We start from the raw sequence: 17,049 nt of genomic DNA, 5'->3' as shown, positions 1-17,049 counted from the left end.
CATCTCACGAAATGGCTGACCCCGGCTCATGGCCGGCGGAAAATCGTGCCGTTCTTGATGACTAATTGCACTTTACGCACGGCGCCGATGTCCTGGGTCGGATCGCCCCGCACCGCCACCACGTCGGCCAGATAGCCTTCGCGCAGCTGTCCCAGTGCCGGCTGGCCCAGCGCCGCGGCATTCACCACGGTGGCCGCGCGCAAGGCCTCGACCGGCGTCATGCCCAGCCTGACCATCCACTCCAGCTCGCGCGCATTGTCGCCGTGGGCGAACACGCCGACATCGCTGCCGTTGCCGATCACTACGCCCAGCTTGCGCGCCAGCTGGAAAGCGCGTGCCGCCGCCTGCATTGATGGTGTCGCGGCGCCGCCGCACTGGTATTTCTGGAAGTATTCGCTGGTCGCTTCCGGTGCGGTCAGCGTCGGGAAGTACGCCACGTGGCGCTCGGCCATCAACTTGAAAGTGGCTTCGCTGCCGCCGTAACCATGTTCAATGGTGTCGACGCCGGCCAGGACGGAGCGGCGCATGCCTTCATCGGTGCTGGCATGGGACGCCACTTTGCGGCCGGATTCATGCGCGGCCTGCACCAGCGCGTTCAATTCCGCCTGCGAGAAGGTGGCGTGCGCGCTGCCATCCGGCCCGGTGCGGTAATCGGCGTAGACCTTGATCCAGTCGGCGCCGCGCGCGCTCTGCTCGCGCACCGCCTTCACCACCTCATCGGCACCGCTGGCTTCCTGGGCGCCCTTGGGTAAATCGACGTCGGCGCGGTAAGCGCGCGGTGACGGTCCATAACTGCCGCTGGCAACAATCGCCCGCGTGGCGATAAACAGGCGCGGTCCGGGTATCACGCCGTCGTTAATCGCTTTTTTAATCGAGACATCCGCATACAGGGCGCCTTCGGTGCCCAGGTCGCGCAAGGTGGTAAATCCGGCCTGCAAAGTCGCGGCGGCATGGCGCCCTGCCAGCAAGGTACGATATTCGACCGTTTCCTTTAACACCTGATCATCCCAGGAGGTTTCGTTATATGGATGCAGCAGCACATGCGAGTGCAAATCCATTAAACCGGGAATCAGGGTGGCGTCCGGCAGGCTGATGCGCTCGGCACCGGGAGGAATGGTGATTTTGTCGGCGGGACCGACCGCGGCGATCCTGTCGCCGCTGATCAGCACCGCCCAATTGGCGTGCGGCTGGCCCTCGCCAGTCCAGACCCGCGCAGGGCTGAGCAACGTGTCCGCCGCGTCAGCCGCTGGAGAAACTATGCCGATTAGGGCGGAGAATAAGACGGCGAAACGATTGCGCTTCAATATAAACTCCGCCTTCCGCGGAATTACTTAATCAGATAATCGTCTTTGTTCTTGCCTTCGAGCCATTTCGGCGCACGGCCGCGGCCGGTCCAGGTTTGGCCGGTGGCGTCGTCACGATACTTGGTTGGCACCGGTGCGCGGGGTTTGGACGTTTTAACCTTGGCTACGCCGCCCAGATCCGCGATGGTCAGGCCGTATTCACGCATGATCGCAGTGACTTTCTCTTTCGCCTGTGCAATTTCATTTTTACGGGCGGTTTCGGCCAGATTCTCCAGTTCAGCGATCTTCGCTTTGTATTCCTGGTAAGTCGTCATCTTAATTCCTTCTTTTCGATAGGTTAGATTCTAAAAAACACCACAAGTGACAATCTGTGACATTTGATAGGCGCAATTTACCATAACTTTGCGGCCGCACTCCAGATATATCCCAATATAGCGATAAAAATGAATATTTTCTACCACTGTCGGAGAATATAAAAGCCGGTTTCATTCGCATAGTGGGCGCAGCTGAATTCCGTCCACGACAACTTTACGGATTAAATTAGCGAGACGACATGTGGCGGGCCCGGCCAATTCCGGATTGGCCACCACCAGCGATAAGGACAGCTTACGGCGCTGCCCCACGCGCAAGGGCAAGGGCTTCAACAATCCCTCCTCCAATTGTTTTTGGATTTTGTGCTCGGCCAGCCAGCCAAAGCCAATTCCATTACAAATCATTTCCATTCGCGTATGCGGACTGGTAACGCTCCAGCGCTGATTACTATTCAACCAGCCATGGTCGCGCGGATTCAAGGTGCCGGAATCGCGCACCACGATATGCAGGTTACGGCTTAAATCATCGACTTCCAGCTCACGTCCCAGCGCGTGCAGCGGATGGCAAGGATGGGCCACCGCGACAAACTCAATATCCATTAACGCGTCGCCCAGAAAACCCGATGGAATACGGCTGACGATGGCGATATCCACGCGTTTTTCCAATAATGCATCCTCGGAGCCGGATAACACCGTCTCTTCCAGATTAACCCGGGTATGCCTGGCCCACGGCTCAAAATCGCGCAGCACCTGCACCAATAGCTCCACCGGGAACAGGCTATCGACAGCGATACTGACTTGCGGCTCCCAGCCCTCGGCCAGACTACTGGCCAATTGCTCCAATTGAAAAGCATCGCCCAATAACTCGCGCGCCTTGTTTAACAGCGCCTCGCCATTTTTAGTCAGCCGTGCGCGACGGCCATCGATTTCCAGTAATTCCACGCCCAGCTGCTCCTGCAGCTTGGCCACCATGTAACTTACCGACGACTGGCTGCGATGCAACGCTTCCGCCGCCTGCGCATAACCGCCGCATTCAACTATCGCCTGCAATACCTGCCACTGCTCCAGCGTACTCCGGGGTATTTTCATTCACTTGGATTCCATGATAAATGTGCCGTCCCATTCCGCCGGCGGCGGATTTACCGCCATGTGGCGGCAACGGCCCACATATAATTCCGTAACCTGGTCGCGTGGATTCAACGCCAGCACTTCTTCAAACAATTTACCAGCGGCATTCCAGTTGCGCTTGCGATAGCTTTGCAGGAAGGCCGATTCCAGCCGCGCCGCCAGATTCACGCCGTCACCGATGATGGTGTAATCCATGCGCTTCCTGGAGCCGATACTCCCGGACACCACTTGATCCGTATTCAACCTGATGCCAATCTCCACCGGCGGCTTGCCCTCGCCGGCGCGTGCCAGATTCCAGGCGCGCAGCTCGTTGACCATGGCAATGGCAGCGCGCACCGCGCGGTCGGCGTCGTCCTCGTGGCCGACCGGGGTGGAGCGCTCGGCATTGAGCAGACGCGTCGCCTCGCCCATCACCTTTTGCAGCAGCGAACCGAGCTTGATATCGGCCGTAACCTCGGACACCACGTCGATAAATTCCATCTCCTGGCGGCGGATCTTCTTCATGCTCTCCAGGAAGCCCGCGCTTTGCAGCGCCAGCGTGCCCTGTGTGGTGAGCGCCTCCAGCAGCTGCAGATCGCTGCGGGTGAACTTGCCGCGCCGCTTGTTCAGGGTCTGCGACACGCCAATGATCTCGCCCTTGACTGTCTTGATCGGCACGCACAGGATGGTGCGCGTGACAAAGCCAGTCTGCTCGTCGATGGAGCGGTTGAACCGCGGATCGGCGTACGCATCGGCAATGATCACCGGTTCGCCGGTAGTGAATACGTGACCGGCAATGCCGGTGTGATTAAGAAACCGGATCTCGCGCTGGATATTGCCCTGAGCCACACGGGAAAACAGCTCGCCGGTTTCGGCATCGTTGAGGAACAGCGTGCCGCGCTCGGCGTCAAGCTCCTCGGTGGTGACCTCCACCAGCGCAGTCAGGTTTTCGTCCAGCGTGTCATAAGCGGCCATGCGGCGCGACACTTCCAGCAGCAACTCAACCTGCCGCAGCCGCTTGCGCTGGGCGTTGAGGGCAGGCTGGTCGGCGGTTTTCATGCCCTGGCCTCCAGCGCCGTGCGGATGGCGCGTATGGTTTCGTGCAGCTGGGCGATTTCCGCATGATGAGCGGCGGCGGCCTGCAGCGCGTCGATGCGCTCACGTGCGGCTTTCTCCAGGCTGGTACGCAGGGCAACGATGGTGTCGCGTAACTGCACAATATCGCCCTGAGCGGCCGAGGCCGCGTCCTGCACCTGGCGCTGACGCTCCTGGTGCGCCCGCTCCAGCTCCGAGCGCAAGGCCGCGACGGTGCGTTGCAAATCGCGCACCCCGGCCAGCGCCAGGCGAAGACTGGCTTCGTCCGGCGGCGGAATATCAGTGGCGTCAGGGTTATTTGGCATAGTCCCCAAGCGAATAAATTCACCAAGGAATCATATCACCCTCAGAAGCGGGTCTCTACCGTTACGCGCAGCTGGGTTTCGCCGCTGGAGACCGTGGTGCGGTTGATGCTTCCGGTGGCGTCGTTGTACAGGCTTTCGGTGGTGTAGTCCTGCGCCAACAGATTGGACACAGCCACCCGCAGACTGTTTTGCGGGTCCAGCTTCCACAAGGCGTAGACGTCCAGATCGCGCCGTACCGACGTGTAGCCGCCCTGCGTGCCGCTCAGGCGCGCCAGGCCGCCATTGCGGAAGCTGAAATTGCTACCGGTACTCATCTGGCCGTCCGGCGTCTTGTAATCGATGCCGAGCGTGGCGCTGAGCGGTACTTGCTGGTCCAGGCGGTTGTCCGGGCCGGGCACGCTCTCCACGCGCGACCAGTTGCGGCTGATGCTGGCGCGCAGGTCCAGCTTGGGCGCATCGTCCATCAGCACGCTGGCCGGAAACTTGGCTTCCAGCTCGATGCCGCGGGTTTCGGCGCGGCCATCATTGATGGCGGTCGAGACCCAGCGATCATCCTGGTAGAACAGCCCCTGGTGCGTGTAGTTTTCAATCCGGCGCACCGAGGCGCTGGCGCTCAGCAGGCCGCCATCCCCCCAATAATGCTCGAACGAGGCATCCAGGCCCAGCGCCAGCTCCGGCTTCAGATTGGGATTGCCGCGACGGTCCGGCTCGGTCGGGCTATTGTTGGTCGAAGTGAACTTGCGCGGAATCAGCGCGGCGGTGGATGGCGCCTTGTAAGTGCGGGTCAGCGCCAGCCGCACCTGATCCTTCTTGTTGGGTAGCTTGATCAGCGTCTGCATCAGCGGGCTGAACACGCTGGAACGGTTTTGCACGGCGTCGATGCTGCCGCCATCGGCGCGGGTATCCAGGCCTTCCCAGCGCAGACCGGTGTAGACCGACCACAGCGGCGTGATACTCCACTCATCCTGCCCATACAGAGCCAGGCGCGTGACCTTGGCGGTAAAGCCTTCGTCGCTGTTGATCGGCGAACTGCCCGGCAGATCGGCGTCGCGCTGGACGCGGCTGTCATCGCGCTGGGTGACGCCGGCATCCCAGCCCATGGACAGCGCGTGCTCGGTGGCTTCGGCCTCGCCTTCGGCCGCCTTGCCGAAGGTATAGGGCGTTGAATACTTGCCCTGCGTGCTGAAGCCCTGCTCATCGCTATCGCTGTGAACGGTGCGGAACAGCGTGGCCGGCAGGCCCTGGTTACCGGCCAATTGCAGCGAATCGGCGGTGTTGCGGGCGGTGCTGACGGCGGCTTTCAGGTCAAACTTGGCGCCCTCCTCCAGCTTGCGCACCCAGTTCAGATCGGTGCGGCCGAAAGCGTTGTGATTGCTGTAGGTATTGTCGGTGCGGTCGTAATCCGGGCCTTGGCCGAACTCGACCTCGGTACGGCCGTGGCTGTTGCTGGCGTAGGTATTCCAGTTAAAGAAGGTTTGTGAAGTGACCGTGTCGCCGTTGTCCAGCGTCCAGTTGATGCGCGGCGACAAATTGAAACCCTGGCCGCGGCCCTGATCCTGCCAGGTGGACGCGCGCGCGTAGCTCGGCAGGCCCTCGGCATCGGCGCCGTTTTCCCAGGTCGGCGTGGTGCGGTTGGACATATAGCGCCAGGCATTGCCGCCGAAGGAATAGGACATGCCGTCGCGCTTGTCCGACATCTGCAGACTCATGCTGGGCGAGCTGGACTTGCCGCCGCGCGCCTGGCTGAACTTCAGCTCGTGCTGAGAAGCCTTCAGCGCCTTCTTCAGCACGATATTGATGGTGCCGGCGATCGACTGCGTGCTGAATTCCGCGCTGGCCGCGCGCAGCACCTCGATCCGTTCGATCACCTCGGGCGCCAGCGACTCGATGGAAAAGCCGGCGGGCGCGCGTTCGCCGTTGATCAGAATCTGGGTATAGCCGGCGCCGAGGCCGCGCATGCGGATCTCGCCGCCGTTGCGGCCGGGGGCGCCGCCGATGGTAATGCCGGGCAAGCGTTTGAGCACATCATTCACCGAGGTATCGCCATACTTCTGGATTTCCTCGGCATTGACCACCGTCTTGCTAGCGGTATCGTCGCGGCGCGCATCATACTTGGCAGCCGAGCCCTTAATCTCCACCTTCTGCATCTCGCCCTGCCTGGGCTGCTCGACGTCGGCGCGTGCCGCGCCGGCGGCGAAACCAAGAGCAAGAGCGGCAGCAACAGGAGTCAGGCGGATCGGCATAATACAAATCAGGCAAGTTATAGGATGAGTAATTATGCCTCAACTCCGGGGTCAGGTCCGCCATTTCTACACGAGCCCTGCCGTAGCCGAGGCTACGGCAGGGCTCGTGTAGAAATGGCGGACCTGACCCCGGAGTTGAGCGTTATAATGCGCGATCGTTAATTTGTATGGATTGCTATCGTGTCCGACCGTCTTGCCGTTTTGCCGCAATATCTGCTCCCCAAGGGCGCGCTGACCAATCTCGCCGGCCGCGTTGCGGGCGCGCGGGCCGGCAATCGGACGACCTGGCTGATCCGCTGGTTCGTCGGCCGCTATAACGTCAACATGGCCGAGGCGCTCGATCCGGAAATCGCCAACTACAAGACGTTTAACGAATTCTTTACCCGCGCCCTGCGCCCGGACGCCCGCCCGCTGGCCGATGCCACTTACATCTGCCCGGTCGACGGCCGCATCAGCCAGTTTGGCGACATTGAGGATGATCAGATTTTCCAGGCCAAGGGCCATAAGTTCAGCACCACCGCCCTGGTCGGCGGCGACGCGCAACTGGCCGCGCAGTTCCAGCACGGCAGCTTCGCCAACCTGTACCTGAGCCCGCGCGACTACCACCGCATCCACATGCCGATCGACGGCAAGCTGACCCGCATGATTTATGTGCCGGGCGAGCTGTTCTCGGTCAATCCGACCACCGCGCGCGGCATCCCCGGCCTGTTCGCCCGCAACGAGCGCGTGGTGTGCGTGTTTGACACCGCCCACGGCCCGTTCGTGATGACGCTGGTCGGCGCCACCATCGTCGGCAGCATGGCGACTGTGTGGCACGGCGTGGTCAACCCGCCGCGCCTGCCGCAAATCACCGAGTGGAAGTATGACGACCAGAACATCGTGCTGAAAAAAGGCGATGAGCTGGGCCGCTTCCTGCTCGGCTCCACGGTCGTGATGCTGTTCCAGAAGGACGTGCTGAAGTTCAATCCCGCCTGGCAGCCAGGCGGCCCGGTTCAGCTGGGCGAGGAAATGGCGCAGCTCAAGTAGCCCCGCCCTGGCCCGCATAGGCCGTTTCCAGCATGTCGATAAACGCCCGGGTCTTGGCCGGCATCAGCCGCCGCCCTGGGAACACCGCCCAGCCCGTCACCTGCGGGAACGACCATTCCGGCAGCACCCGCACCAGTTCGCCCCGCTGCAGATAGGGTCGCGCCACTGCCTCGGTCGAGGCGCCGATGCCGATCCCGGTGGCCGTCATCCGCACCAGCAATTCCGGCGAATTGGCCAGCAGACGCACCGGCAAGTCGCGCTGCCATTCGGTTTTGCCGCGCGCCATGCTCCAGCGTATCAGTCCATGCACCCGTGGCGGCAAACTCAACAGATCGTGCTTGTACAAGTCGTCCGGATGCTCCGGCAGCCCGCGCAGATTGGTGTACAACGGCGAGGCATACAGCGCCCAGGAACTGAAGGTGATGCGCCGCGCCGCCAGCGTGGCGTCATCCGGCAGCGCCCCCATGCGGATGGCCACGTCAAACCCTTCCGCCACCAGGTCCACCCGGCGCGGCGACAAATCCAGTTCCAGCGAAATGGCGGGATAGCGGTTCATGAACTGCGCCAGCATGGCCGTCATCGCGACATTGGCAAAATCGGCAGGCATCGATACCCGCAGCAGGCCGCTCGGCGCGCCCTGCCGGTGCTGGGCCAGCGCGCCGGCCGCCTCGGTTTCGTCCGCCACCCTGCGCGCATGCTCCAGCAGGCCGGCGCCAAATTCGGTCAGCACCAGCTTGCGCGTGGTGCGCTGAAGCAGGCGCTCGCCCAGTTTCCCCTCCAGCAGCGTGATGCGGCGCGAGACTGTGGATTTGGGCAGTTGTACCCGCTCCGCCGCCAGGCTGAAACTGCCGCATTCCACAATGCGCGCAAACAAAAGCAGGTCCCCAGGATCGATTTCCATGGTTATTGTTCCATTGATGGATTAATGTTATCCATTTTAACGGCTTCCGCATGGCATTTGAAACGATTAAAGTTACTCCATCGACGCAGCACTCAACCAAATACGGAAGGAGCACCACCATGAACATTCTGCAAATCAACTCCAGCGCCCGCAGCACCGGTTCCGAATCGACCCGCCTGGCGGATGCCCTGGTCGCCAAAATCCGCGCTGCCAACCCAGGCGCCGCCCTGACCCGCCGTGATCTGGCCGCTGATCCGCATCCGGTACTGGACGAGCCTGCCCTGCAAGCCCTGTTCACCCCGGCCGACCAGCGCACTGCCGAACAAGCCGCCCGCGTGGCACTCGACGACGCCCTGATCGCCCAGGTGCAAGCTGCGGATGTGATCGTGATCGGTGCGCCAACCTACAACTTCGGCATCACCGCCCAGCTGAAAACCTGGTTCGACGCGATTGCCCGCGCCGGCGTGACCTTCAAGTACGGCCCAACCGGCCCGGTCGGCCTGCTGACTGGCAAGAAAGTCTACCTGGCCCTGTCGCGTGGTGGTCTGCACCGCGGTGCCGCTACCGACACCCAACTGGCGCACATCAAGATGTTCCTGAGCTTTGTCGGCCTGACCGATGTGCAGTACGTGTTTGCCGAAGGCATGGGCATGGGTCCGGAAGCAGTGGCCAAGGCGCAAGCCCAGGCAGAAGCAGAAATCAACGCCATTCTGGTTTAATCAAAGGAGAAGGACATGACCGATCAAGTAAACACCGCACGCAGCGTGGAACGCATCATCACCGGCCAGGCCGTCATGGACGGCGCGGGCGTGAAGATCAACCGTGTCCTCACCCAATCGCTGCAGCGCCGCCTGGACCCGTTCCTGATGCTGGATAATTTCGGCAGCGACCAGGCCAACGATTACATCGCCGGTTTCCCCAGCCACCCGCACCGCGGCTTTGAAACTGTCACCTACATGATCGAAGGCCGCATGCGCCACAAGGACAGCGCCGGCAACGAAGGCTTGCTGACCAACGGCGGCGTGCAGTGGATGACGGCCGGCCGCGGCGTGATCCACTCGGAGATGCCGGAGCAGGAAGACGGCGTGATGGAAGGTTTCCAGCTGTGGCTCAATCTGCCGGCCAAGGACAAGCTGCGCGATCCGTGGTATCGCGACTTCAACGGCGCCGAGGTGCCGGTGTTTGACACCGCCGAAGGCGCCAGGGTGAAGGTAATCGCCGGCCGCAGCCACGGCGTGGACGGCGCGGTGCAGCGTGCAGTGACCGAACCGCTGTATCTGGACGTGCATCTGCCGGCCGGCGCCAGCTTCAGCCAGGTGCTGCCGGAGGGGCATAACGCCTTCCTCTTCACCTATCGCGGATCGGTGAACGTGGATGGCAAGGCAGTGGCGTCGGGCCGCATGGCGATCCTGGCCAACACCAAGGGCGCGGATGGTGTCATCGTCAGCACTGATGAAGCCAGCCGCTTCATCCTGATTGCCGGCCAGCCGCTGAACGAGCCAATCGCACAATACGGCCCGTTCGTGATGAACACCCAGGCGGAAATCTTCGCCGCCGTTGAAGATTTCCGCGCCGGCAAACTGGGCGAGGAAGCGCAGGCGTAACAGTTACCACAGCCGCCAGGCGGGGTCTCCCGCGCCTGCGGCTGCCGACTCTCCCTTCCCTACTTGGGCCGGCTTACGCCGGCCCTTTTTTTATCGCGCAGCGCGCTCAAGCTGCCTGCCACATCCTGCAGCGCCTGCTTACGCTCGCGTTGATCTCGCTCCGCCAGCAAGCATTGAATCTGTCGTCGCAACTGGATATTGTCGACCATATAGCACAGTACCAAAATCATGAGCACCGCGAATGTAAAGAAATCTCCCCACCAATGCCATGATGCCCATGACAACACCGCAAAAAAACAGCCGTACAAAGCCAGCCTCATGACCGGCTCCACGACTGACGATACAAGCTCCTGGATTTCACCTCTGGCTTGTAAATCCCCGGCCCATGCATGAGAACTCCAGGCAGCCAAGCCCGATGCAAATTGTTGCTACGAGCGGCTATAAGTACATCCGACAACGAAATGCCGCCAGCCAGTGAGCGCCCCGTCGCCACTGCAATGCTTCCGATAACGGCGCCGACATAAAACGAAGCGCGCAAGGCGCCAAGATAAATCAGCTTTTCCAGCCCAGTCCCGGCTCCTATCAACTCGGCAACCGTCACCTTGGTGCCATGCTGCTGAATGGCGGATAAAATTGTAACTGCCGTGTTGACGGCTGTGCCCTTGGTGGCGAACAGGCTTTCGGGACAATCCAGTCCCAGACCGTCCATATTGTCCTTGAAGTATTTATAAAAATCAGATGCCATGGTCCCTCCTGAGGTGATCGCTGAAACAGTCAGCTGCTCACAAAGCATATCCAGAGCGAGAGCTGTCAAGCTTGCGCCACCTCATCCTGCCGTCTCGGGATAAAATGCCGGGATAATGGAAACCTTAATGACATGGCTGCGCCGCCTGAGCCACTGGCTGGGCTTTGAGACGGCCGACTCTTTCCCGCCCGGCCACCCGTATGAACGCACGCGCTGGAATGGCGCGTATTTCGATATCGCTTCCGACGTCAAGCCGGAGCAGATCGAACGCCGCCTGTGCGAGGCGATCAGCAATACGCCGCTGGTATTTGGCTATATCGAGAACCCGACGCCGCGCATGCAGCGCGCGCTGCTGGCGGTGCTGGAGGAGCGCATGCGCAACAACCGCGGCCGCGCCACCGAGCTGGCCGTGCTGCTGGTGCAGGCCTATGAAAGCCCGCACATCAGCGAGATCATCCCTGGCCTGCGCAGCGTGGTCGATACCACCCGTGGCCACGACATGGGCGACCGCGGCCGCGCCGTGATGGCCTTCCTCGGCTCTACGCAGTCACCGTTTGATGTGATCGAGATGCATTGAGGTAGTTGGACGGCACGTAACGGTCGCGCAGTTTCATGAACGGCGTTTCCACCAGCAGGTACAGCAGCCAGCCGACCAGCACGCTGGCCGCGCTCATGATCATCAGCGCCTGCCAGCTCTCCGCGCCCCAGCCCAGCGCCTGCAACGGCGCGCGCAGCAGCACGCACAGCTGCTTGTGGGTCAGATAAATGGCGTACGACCACAGCGCCAGACTGGCCGCGCCCGGCACGCGCCAGCGCTGCAGCAGCGAGCCGGGACTCAGCGCCGCCGTCAACAGCAGGCAATAGCTCAGGCCCAGCAGCGGATAGCCGTACACCGTCATGATGTGGCCATAGTGATCTTCCAGCAACAGGCTCCAGGTCAGCGCCAGCAGCGCCGCGCCGGCGGCCAGAGTCCAGTTGCCGAATGAGGTCAGGCGCGTCCAGGCGGCGGCGTGGTAGTTTTTCAGCAGCGCCAGGGCCACGCCGCACACCAGTTCATCGAAACGGCAGCATGAGGCGTAATAAATCTGCGTGTAATACTGCCCGCTGTTCAGTTCCCCGGCCGACATGCCGCTCCACGTGAGGCTGCGTATCGTCATGCCGGCCAGCAGCGCGGCTACGACCGTCGTCCACGCCCAGGCCAGTGGCTTGCGCAACATGGCCATCCCCAGCGCCAGCGCCGGCAGCAGGAAATAGAACTGCTCCTCCACGCACAGCGACCACGCATGCGAAAACGCCGTGCCGGGCGTCAGATGGATATTCTGGGTAAAGGTCAGGAACTGCCACAGCGGCGGCAGGACGCTGTGGCCACGCATGGCCGGCCACCAGGCGTACAGCGCCAGCACCACGTAAAAATTCGGCAAGGTGCGCAACAGGCGGCGTGCATAAAAGCGCGCCAGCGAAAAGCGCTCGCTGCCGGCCTGTTGCTTGCGGATGCCGGCCAGGATCTGGTTGCCGATCAGGTAGCCACTCAGCGCGAAGAACAAGTCCACGCCGGCCCAGCCTATCTCGCTCACCCAGCCCAAGGTCGGTCCGCCGCTGACGAAGATCATGTAGTGGTTGGCGAAGACCAGCACGATGGCCAGCGCGCGCAAGGTGTCGAGGCCGGGATTGCGGCCGATGGGGGTGACGTTCATCGGCCGTATCTTATCAGTTGGATATCGTCATTGTCAGCACGCGGTTGGACAGCGACAGTACCGCCGTGCAGTCGCCGGGAATCACCACATTCTGGCTGTGGCAGGAATAATAGTCGGTATCGCCCAGCCGGATATGGTCGATGGCCGCGCTGATGCCGGTGCTGATGGCGTACGCCGCCAGCACGTGATCCGGCGCGGTGACAAACTTCAGGGTCGCATCCTGGCCGGTATTGTTCAGGAACACCGTCCGCGACGGCTTGACGGTCTTGCGCGACGGGGTCTCGGTAAAGCAGATATTCATCGTTACAACACCCGGAACAAGCCAGCCGGACGCTCGGGGCTGTTGCTGACCATGCTGACGCTGATGCGCTGGCCGTCGTCTACCGGCAACAACGCGCCGGCCTGCTGGCGCAGGCTGTAGCCGGTGTAATCGCGCTCGCCGCCGGCCGCCAGCCAGCTGACGCTGGCCAGGCCGGCAGCCAGCAGCGCCTCGCAACAGGCGCCGCCACCGTACACCCCCACCTTGTAGTGCCGCTCCGCCGCCGCCGCCGCGCCGAAAGCTTGGTTGATGCCCTCAAAGTAGCGGCGGGCGGCGTCCATTTCGGCCGGATCCGGCGCGGCAAAGTAGATGACCGAGCCGGATGGCTGGCCGATCACCGACTGCGCCGCCAGATAGGCGGCCGCCCCATCCGCGCAGCCCTGGGCCCGGGTGTAGTAGCCGAGGTGCGCCTCCGGGGTTTCCCACATGACGCCGATCTGCAGGCCGGCATCGGTCAGCGCGCGCGCTTCGGCCAGCGACAGACTCTTGCCGGACTGATGGCTGTAATGGCGGATCACGAAGTCGATCCCTTGTTGCTTGATTGCTATTGCGTATTGCGTCAACTCAAACGGTGCTTTCACGCCGGTTAAAACAGTCATTGTGGCTCCGTGGTAAATGTTCAACTATTTCCATCGAGATAATGTTATATTTTCTCTGTCGTAACTTTACCCAAGCACCGCCGAAGCGGCCTTCGGAAAACCTTCCGATTCTTAAGTTACTGATTACAAAGGCATATTCGAGGCAGGATGAAGCACAAGAGTTTCCGCTTTGGTCAATGGCGCGTCGATCCCGCCACCAATACGCTCAGCTGTGGTGTACTCAATCGCCAGCTGGAGCCCAGGGCCATGGACGTGCTGCTGTATCTTTGCCGTCACCCGCACGTGGTGATTTCGGCCGAGACCCTGCTGGACGCCTGCTGGGGTGACGTCGCCCCCAGCGACAACGCGATTCACAAAATCATCACCCAACTGCGCCGCGCGCTGGACGATTCGGCCACCGAACCGCGCTACATCGAAACCATCCGCAAGCGCGGCTACCGCCTGCTGGCCGAGCTCAGCTACGACGATGAAGTCAGCCAGGGCAGCTGGCTGCACGCCTCGCCATTCCGCGGCCTGGAAGCGTTTGAAGAACAGCACGCCGCCATCTTCTTCGGCCGCAAGCTGAGCGTCGACCAGCTGGTGCAGGTGGTGGTGGCGCAAGCCCAGGCCGCCTGCGCCATGGTGCTGGTGCTGGGACCGTCTGGCGCCGGTAAAACCTCGCTGGTGCAGGCCGGCCTGATCCCGGCGCTGAAAGCCGGCGCCGCGCCGGCCGAATCCGGGATTGCCATCAGCAGCCACGTCCAGCTCGATTGCGCCGACATGGGCCAGTCCGGCCTGCTGGAAACCCTGGCCAGCGTGCTGCTGGATGCGGAAATCGACGGCAAGCTGTTGTTTGAAAACACCAGCGCGGCCACGCTGGCCCAGCGCCTGGCGCAGGACTTGCCGCTGCTGATTGAACAATTGCAGCGCCAGTTGCCGACCATCCGCCTGCTGGTGTTCATCGACCGCTTTGAAGCCGTGTTCCGCCTGCCGCATGTCAGCGACGTCGAGCGCGCCGTCTTCATCACCGTGCTGGACCAGCTGGCACGCTCCGGTTGTATGCTGCTGGTGCTGGCCTGCCGCAACGATTTCTATCCGCAACTGGCGTCCTATCCGGCGCTGATGACTCTGAAACTGAGCGGCGGCCACTACGACCTGACGCCGCCGGGCAACGCCGACATCGGCCAGATCGTGCGCCACCCGGCACAGGTGGCGCAGCTGCGCTACACCGTCGATGAACAAGGCGAGGGACTGGACGAGCTGCTGTGCCGCGCCGCGCTGTCCGGCGCCGACAGCTTGCCGCTGCTGCAGTACTGCCTGCAGGAGCTGTACCGCCAGCGCAGTTCCGACGGCGCGCTGAGCCACGAAGCCTTCTATGCCATGGGCGGCCTGGAAGGCGCGATCGGCGCCCGCGCCGAGCAAGTGATTTCCGCGCTGGGCGCGGCGCAGATCGCCGCCCTGCCGCAAGTGCTGTCGCAGCTGGTGCTGATGGCGGAAGATGAAACCACCGTCAGTTCGCGCCGTGTGCCATGGTCGGTTCTGCGCAACGAGGCCGAGAACAAGCTGGTGCAGGCGCTGGTCGACGCCCACCTGTTCGTCAGCGACCTGCAGGGCGGTGCCCCCAGCTTCGGCCTGGCGCACGAAGCGCTGCTACGGCGCTGGCCGCGCGTGGTCGAATGGATCGAGGAACACCGCCAGGCGCTGCAGGTGCGCAGCCGCATCAGCGCCCAGGCGCGGCGCTGGCAGGACAGCGGCGGCCAGCGCGACATGCTGCTGCCGTCCGGCACCCAGACCAACCAGGCGCGCCAGCTGCTGGCCACGAGCGGCCTCAGCCTGACGCAGCAGGAACACAGCTTCATCCAGGCCTCGCTGCAAAGCGAACGGCGCAGCGAGCGCATGCGGATCGGCGTGATGGCCATCGTCACCAGCCTGGCCGTCCTGGCGGCCGCCCTCGGCCTGACCGCCCGCTCGGCCCAGACCCAGGCCGAAGCGCACCGCACCGAGGCGGAAGGCCTGATGACCTACATGTTAGGCGAATTTGCGGAAAAGCTGCGACCACTCGGTAAATTGGACTTGCTGGACAGCGTCAGCAATCGCGCGCTCAGATATCTCTCCGATCCAACGCTGGACGGCAGCAGCGAAACAGCCTCACTACAACGCGCCAAATCCTTGCAACTTATCTCGGAAGTCAGGATATCGCGCGGCGATCCGGTCGGGGCAAATACCGCGCTGCAGGCTGGTCGCGCCATCATCACCAAACAGCTGGCCGGCACGCCAGACAGCCTGGCTCTGCGCAAGGCCGCAGGCGAGAACGCGTTCTGGCTTGGACAGATCCACCTGGATCAAAAAGAGTGGCCTGAGGCACGCAAATATTTCGACGAGTACCGGGAGCACACCGACCGTCAGGCCGCACTGGCGCCTGGCTCGGTCGACGTCTGGATTGAGCAGTCCTATGCCCACAGCAATCTCGGCAGCGTCGCCCTGCTCAGCGGCGACGTGCGCAGTGCGGTGACAGAATTCTCGCTGGCGGTCGAACTGAAGCAACGCGCTTACGCCAAAACGCCGAACAACACACGGCTGGCGGCAGACTTGGCCAACAGCCTGTCGTGGCAAGCGCGCGCCCACATACAGCAAGGCAAACTGGAGCAGGCGGCAGCCCTGGGGGCACGCGAATTGACGCTGCTCAGATCATTGCATGACACCAATCCCGCTGAGACGCTGTGGATAAATGATCTGTCATCGGCATGGTCGCATCAGTCAGAGCTACGGCAAGCGCGTGGCGATATGGCGGGCAGCCGTGAAGCCATCGCGGAGGCGTACGCGCTGCTGCAATCAATCGTCGTCAAAGATCCCAGCAATCGTAATTGGCAACGCAATCTGTACATTGCCGAGCTGCGATCGATAGAGATTGAAGACGCGCGCCGCGCGCCGGCAGCGCAAACCTTGTCCCGCCTGGATCAGCTGCAGCGGCGCTTCAACGAGTTGATCAGCATGGAACCCAAAAAGGTGAATTTGCAGGTGATGCTTGCAAATGTTCAACTACGCAAAGCGGCAATCCTCATGCGCGAAGCGAAACGGCCGCAAGCCGGAGAGAACTTGCAGCTGGCCATCGGGAGGCTGCAGAAACTTTACGACGCGTCCCCCAACGATCAGGCCATACGCCGACGATTGGTTGACGCTTTGCTGCTAAATGCGGAACTCGCCGAGGAAGAAACGGATGCGCAGGCGCTCACGCATTGCGAAACCGTGCGGACCATTCTCCGCCCATTGGTCAATAGCAGCGGCGACTACCGGATACTGGCCCCGTGGGTCAAGGCGCATGCGTGCCTGAACCAAATTGAACAAGCGGCAGCGCAACGGAAGCAGCTTGACGCAATGTCCTATCGCGACCCGGGCTATTTGCAATATATTTCCACCCACCCACTGAAGAAAGTGAAGTCATGACCAAGCTCACGCAATCCACGCCCTTCCTGAATATTCTGATCAAAGTTCGCGAGGGGGATACCCCGAACAATTATGTCGTAGAAACCGCACCTGTAGCGCCGTATATCACGCAACCAGACACGGTCATCAACTACCAGATTTTTGACAGCGGCAAACACAAAATTGTCTTCGATAGCAAGAATCCAATGACCGTTAGCCCGGCGGACAATAACCAGCTGAGCACGCCGAGCCGCAGCCTGAGCGGCAAACAATTGAGCTTTATTGATGCCAACACCTCTAAAATGACGCTCAACATCACCCTGAACTTTGAAACGGAAGACGGCGTGCAGTTCAGCCATGATCCTGAAGTGCGCAACGAACCGGATTAAGCCTC

The 17,049-nt window shown here is 62.0% G+C and carries 18 protein-coding genes; 6 read left to right on the top strand and 12 right to left on the bottom strand.

Annotated features, from left to right (window positions below; all coding sequences use genetic code 11):
- Positions 1-26: 26 nt before the first annotated feature.
- From ABDW57_RS06530 to ABDW57_RS06505, 6 genes are all read right to left on the bottom strand, one after another.
- Positions 27-1,226 carry an amidohydrolase family protein gene (locus ABDW57_RS06530; RefSeq protein ID WP_343729392.1) on the bottom strand — a complete coding sequence of 400 codons (1,200 nt, stop codon included), beginning with the start codon at positions 1,224-1,226 and terminating at the stop codon, positions 27-29.
- 101 nt (positions 1,227-1,327) lie between these two features.
- The gene (locus tag ABDW57_RS06525) at positions 1,328-1,618 is read right to left on the bottom strand and encodes an H-NS histone family protein (RefSeq protein ID WP_343729391.1); all 291 of its coding nucleotides are present in this window, start codon (positions 1,616-1,618) and stop codon (positions 1,328-1,330) included.
- A 171-nt stretch (positions 1,619-1,789) separates the two neighbouring features.
- Positions 1,790-2,704 carry a LysR family transcriptional regulator gene (locus tag ABDW57_RS06520; protein WP_343729390.1) on the bottom strand — a complete coding sequence of 305 codons (915 nt, stop codon included), beginning with the start codon at positions 2,702-2,704 and terminating at the stop codon, positions 1,790-1,792.
- Positions 2,705-3,781, bottom strand: coding sequence for a GAF domain-containing protein (locus ABDW57_RS06515; protein ID WP_343729389.1), 1,077 nt, complete (start codon positions 3,779-3,781; stop codon positions 2,705-2,707).
- Positions 3,778-4,122 (bottom strand): hypothetical protein, encoded by a 345-nt coding sequence (locus ABDW57_RS06510; protein WP_343729388.1) that lies wholly within the window; start codon positions 4,120-4,122, stop codon positions 3,778-3,780. Before ABDW57_RS06510 ends, ABDW57_RS06515 begins: the two co-directional genes overlap by 4 nt.
- Before the next feature lie 41 nt (positions 4,123-4,163).
- The gene (locus tag ABDW57_RS06505) at positions 4,164-6,365 is read right to left on the bottom strand and encodes a TonB-dependent receptor (protein ID WP_343729387.1); all 2,202 of its coding nucleotides are present in this window, start codon (positions 6,363-6,365) and stop codon (positions 4,164-4,166) included.
- A 180-nt stretch (positions 6,366-6,545) separates the two neighbouring features.
- Between ABDW57_RS06505 and asd the strand changes: the two genes are divergently transcribed.
- A complete protein-coding gene (gene asd, locus ABDW57_RS06500) occupies positions 6,546-7,391 on the top strand; it encodes an archaetidylserine decarboxylase (RefSeq protein ID WP_343729386.1) in 846 nt (281 codons plus the stop codon).
- On the opposite strand, the gene ABDW57_RS06495 is transcribed toward asd, so the two are convergent.
- Positions 7,384-8,292, bottom strand: coding sequence for a LysR family transcriptional regulator (locus tag ABDW57_RS06495; protein ID WP_343729385.1), 909 nt, complete (start codon positions 8,290-8,292; stop codon positions 7,384-7,386). The genes asd and ABDW57_RS06495 overlap by 8 nt on opposite strands.
- 119 nt (positions 8,293-8,411) lie before the next feature.
- Here ABDW57_RS06495 and ABDW57_RS06490 point away from each other — a divergent pair, with 119 nt between their 5' ends.
- Together ABDW57_RS06490 and ABDW57_RS06485 are read left to right on the top strand one after the other, a co-directional pair.
- Positions 8,412-9,011: an NAD(P)H-dependent oxidoreductase gene (locus tag ABDW57_RS06490; protein WP_343729384.1), complete on the top strand. Its 600-nt coding sequence runs from the start codon at positions 8,412-8,414 to the stop codon at positions 9,009-9,011.
- A 15-nt stretch (positions 9,012-9,026) separates the two neighbouring features.
- On the top strand, positions 9,027-9,896 hold the full coding sequence (locus tag ABDW57_RS06485) for a pirin family protein (protein WP_343729383.1): 870 nt from the start codon (positions 9,027-9,029) through the stop codon (positions 9,894-9,896).
- 59 nt (positions 9,897-9,955) lie between these two features.
- On the opposite strand, the gene ABDW57_RS06480 is transcribed toward ABDW57_RS06485, so the two are convergent.
- Positions 9,956-10,216, bottom strand: a complete 261-nt coding sequence (locus ABDW57_RS06480; protein WP_343729382.1) for a hypothetical protein — start codon at positions 10,214-10,216, stop codon at positions 9,956-9,958.
- Entirely contained in the window at positions 10,213-10,641 is a 429-nt protein-coding gene (locus tag ABDW57_RS06475) for a hypothetical protein (protein ID WP_343729381.1), read from the bottom strand. Before ABDW57_RS06475 ends, ABDW57_RS06480 begins: the two co-directional genes overlap by 4 nt.
- Before the next feature lie 127 nt (positions 10,642-10,768).
- Between ABDW57_RS06475 and ABDW57_RS06470 the strand changes: the two genes are divergently transcribed.
- Entirely contained in the window at positions 10,769-11,218 is a 450-nt protein-coding gene (locus tag ABDW57_RS06470; protein WP_343729380.1) for a hypothetical protein, read from the top strand.
- Here ABDW57_RS06470 and ABDW57_RS06465 read toward each other — a convergent pair.
- Genes ABDW57_RS06465 through ABDW57_RS06455 form a run of 3 tightly spaced genes read right to left on the bottom strand, consistent with a single transcriptional unit; the run spans position 11,181 to position 13,253 of the window.
- On the bottom strand, positions 11,181-12,335 hold the full coding sequence (locus ABDW57_RS06465; protein ID WP_343729379.1) for an acyltransferase: 1,155 nt from the start codon (positions 12,333-12,335) through the stop codon (positions 11,181-11,183). The two genes, ABDW57_RS06470 and ABDW57_RS06465, sit on opposite strands and share 38 nt — an antisense overlap.
- Positions 12,336-12,348: 13 nt before the next feature.
- Positions 12,349-12,636, bottom strand: a complete 288-nt coding sequence (locus ABDW57_RS06460; RefSeq protein WP_343729378.1) for a hypothetical protein — start codon at positions 12,634-12,636, stop codon at positions 12,349-12,351.
- 2 nt (positions 12,637-12,638) lie between these two features.
- On the bottom strand, positions 12,639-13,253 hold the full coding sequence (locus ABDW57_RS06455; RefSeq protein ID WP_343729377.1) for a glycoside hydrolase domain-containing protein: 615 nt from the start codon (positions 13,251-13,253) through the stop codon (positions 12,639-12,641).
- Between the two features lie 147 nt (positions 13,254-13,400).
- Between ABDW57_RS06455 and ABDW57_RS06450 the strand changes: the two genes are divergently transcribed.
- Both ABDW57_RS06450 and ABDW57_RS06445 read left to right on the top strand, forming a co-directional pair.
- Positions 13,401-16,676, top strand: coding sequence for a winged helix-turn-helix domain-containing protein (locus ABDW57_RS06450; RefSeq protein WP_343729376.1), 3,276 nt, complete (start codon positions 13,401-13,403; stop codon positions 16,674-16,676).
- Positions 16,673-17,044: a hypothetical protein gene (locus ABDW57_RS06445; RefSeq protein WP_343729375.1), complete on the top strand. Its 372-nt coding sequence runs from the start codon at positions 16,673-16,675 to the stop codon at positions 17,042-17,044. Before ABDW57_RS06450 ends, ABDW57_RS06445 begins: the two co-directional genes overlap by 4 nt.
- Positions 17,045-17,049: the final 5 nt, after the last annotated feature.

Source organism: Duganella sp., assembly GCF_039595735.1.
GTDB lineage: Bacteria > Pseudomonadota > Gammaproteobacteria > Burkholderiales > Burkholderiaceae_D > Rugamonas.
The sequence above is the reverse complement of the archived record's forward strand: the minus strand, read 5'-3'. Positions and strand labels throughout refer to the sequence as shown.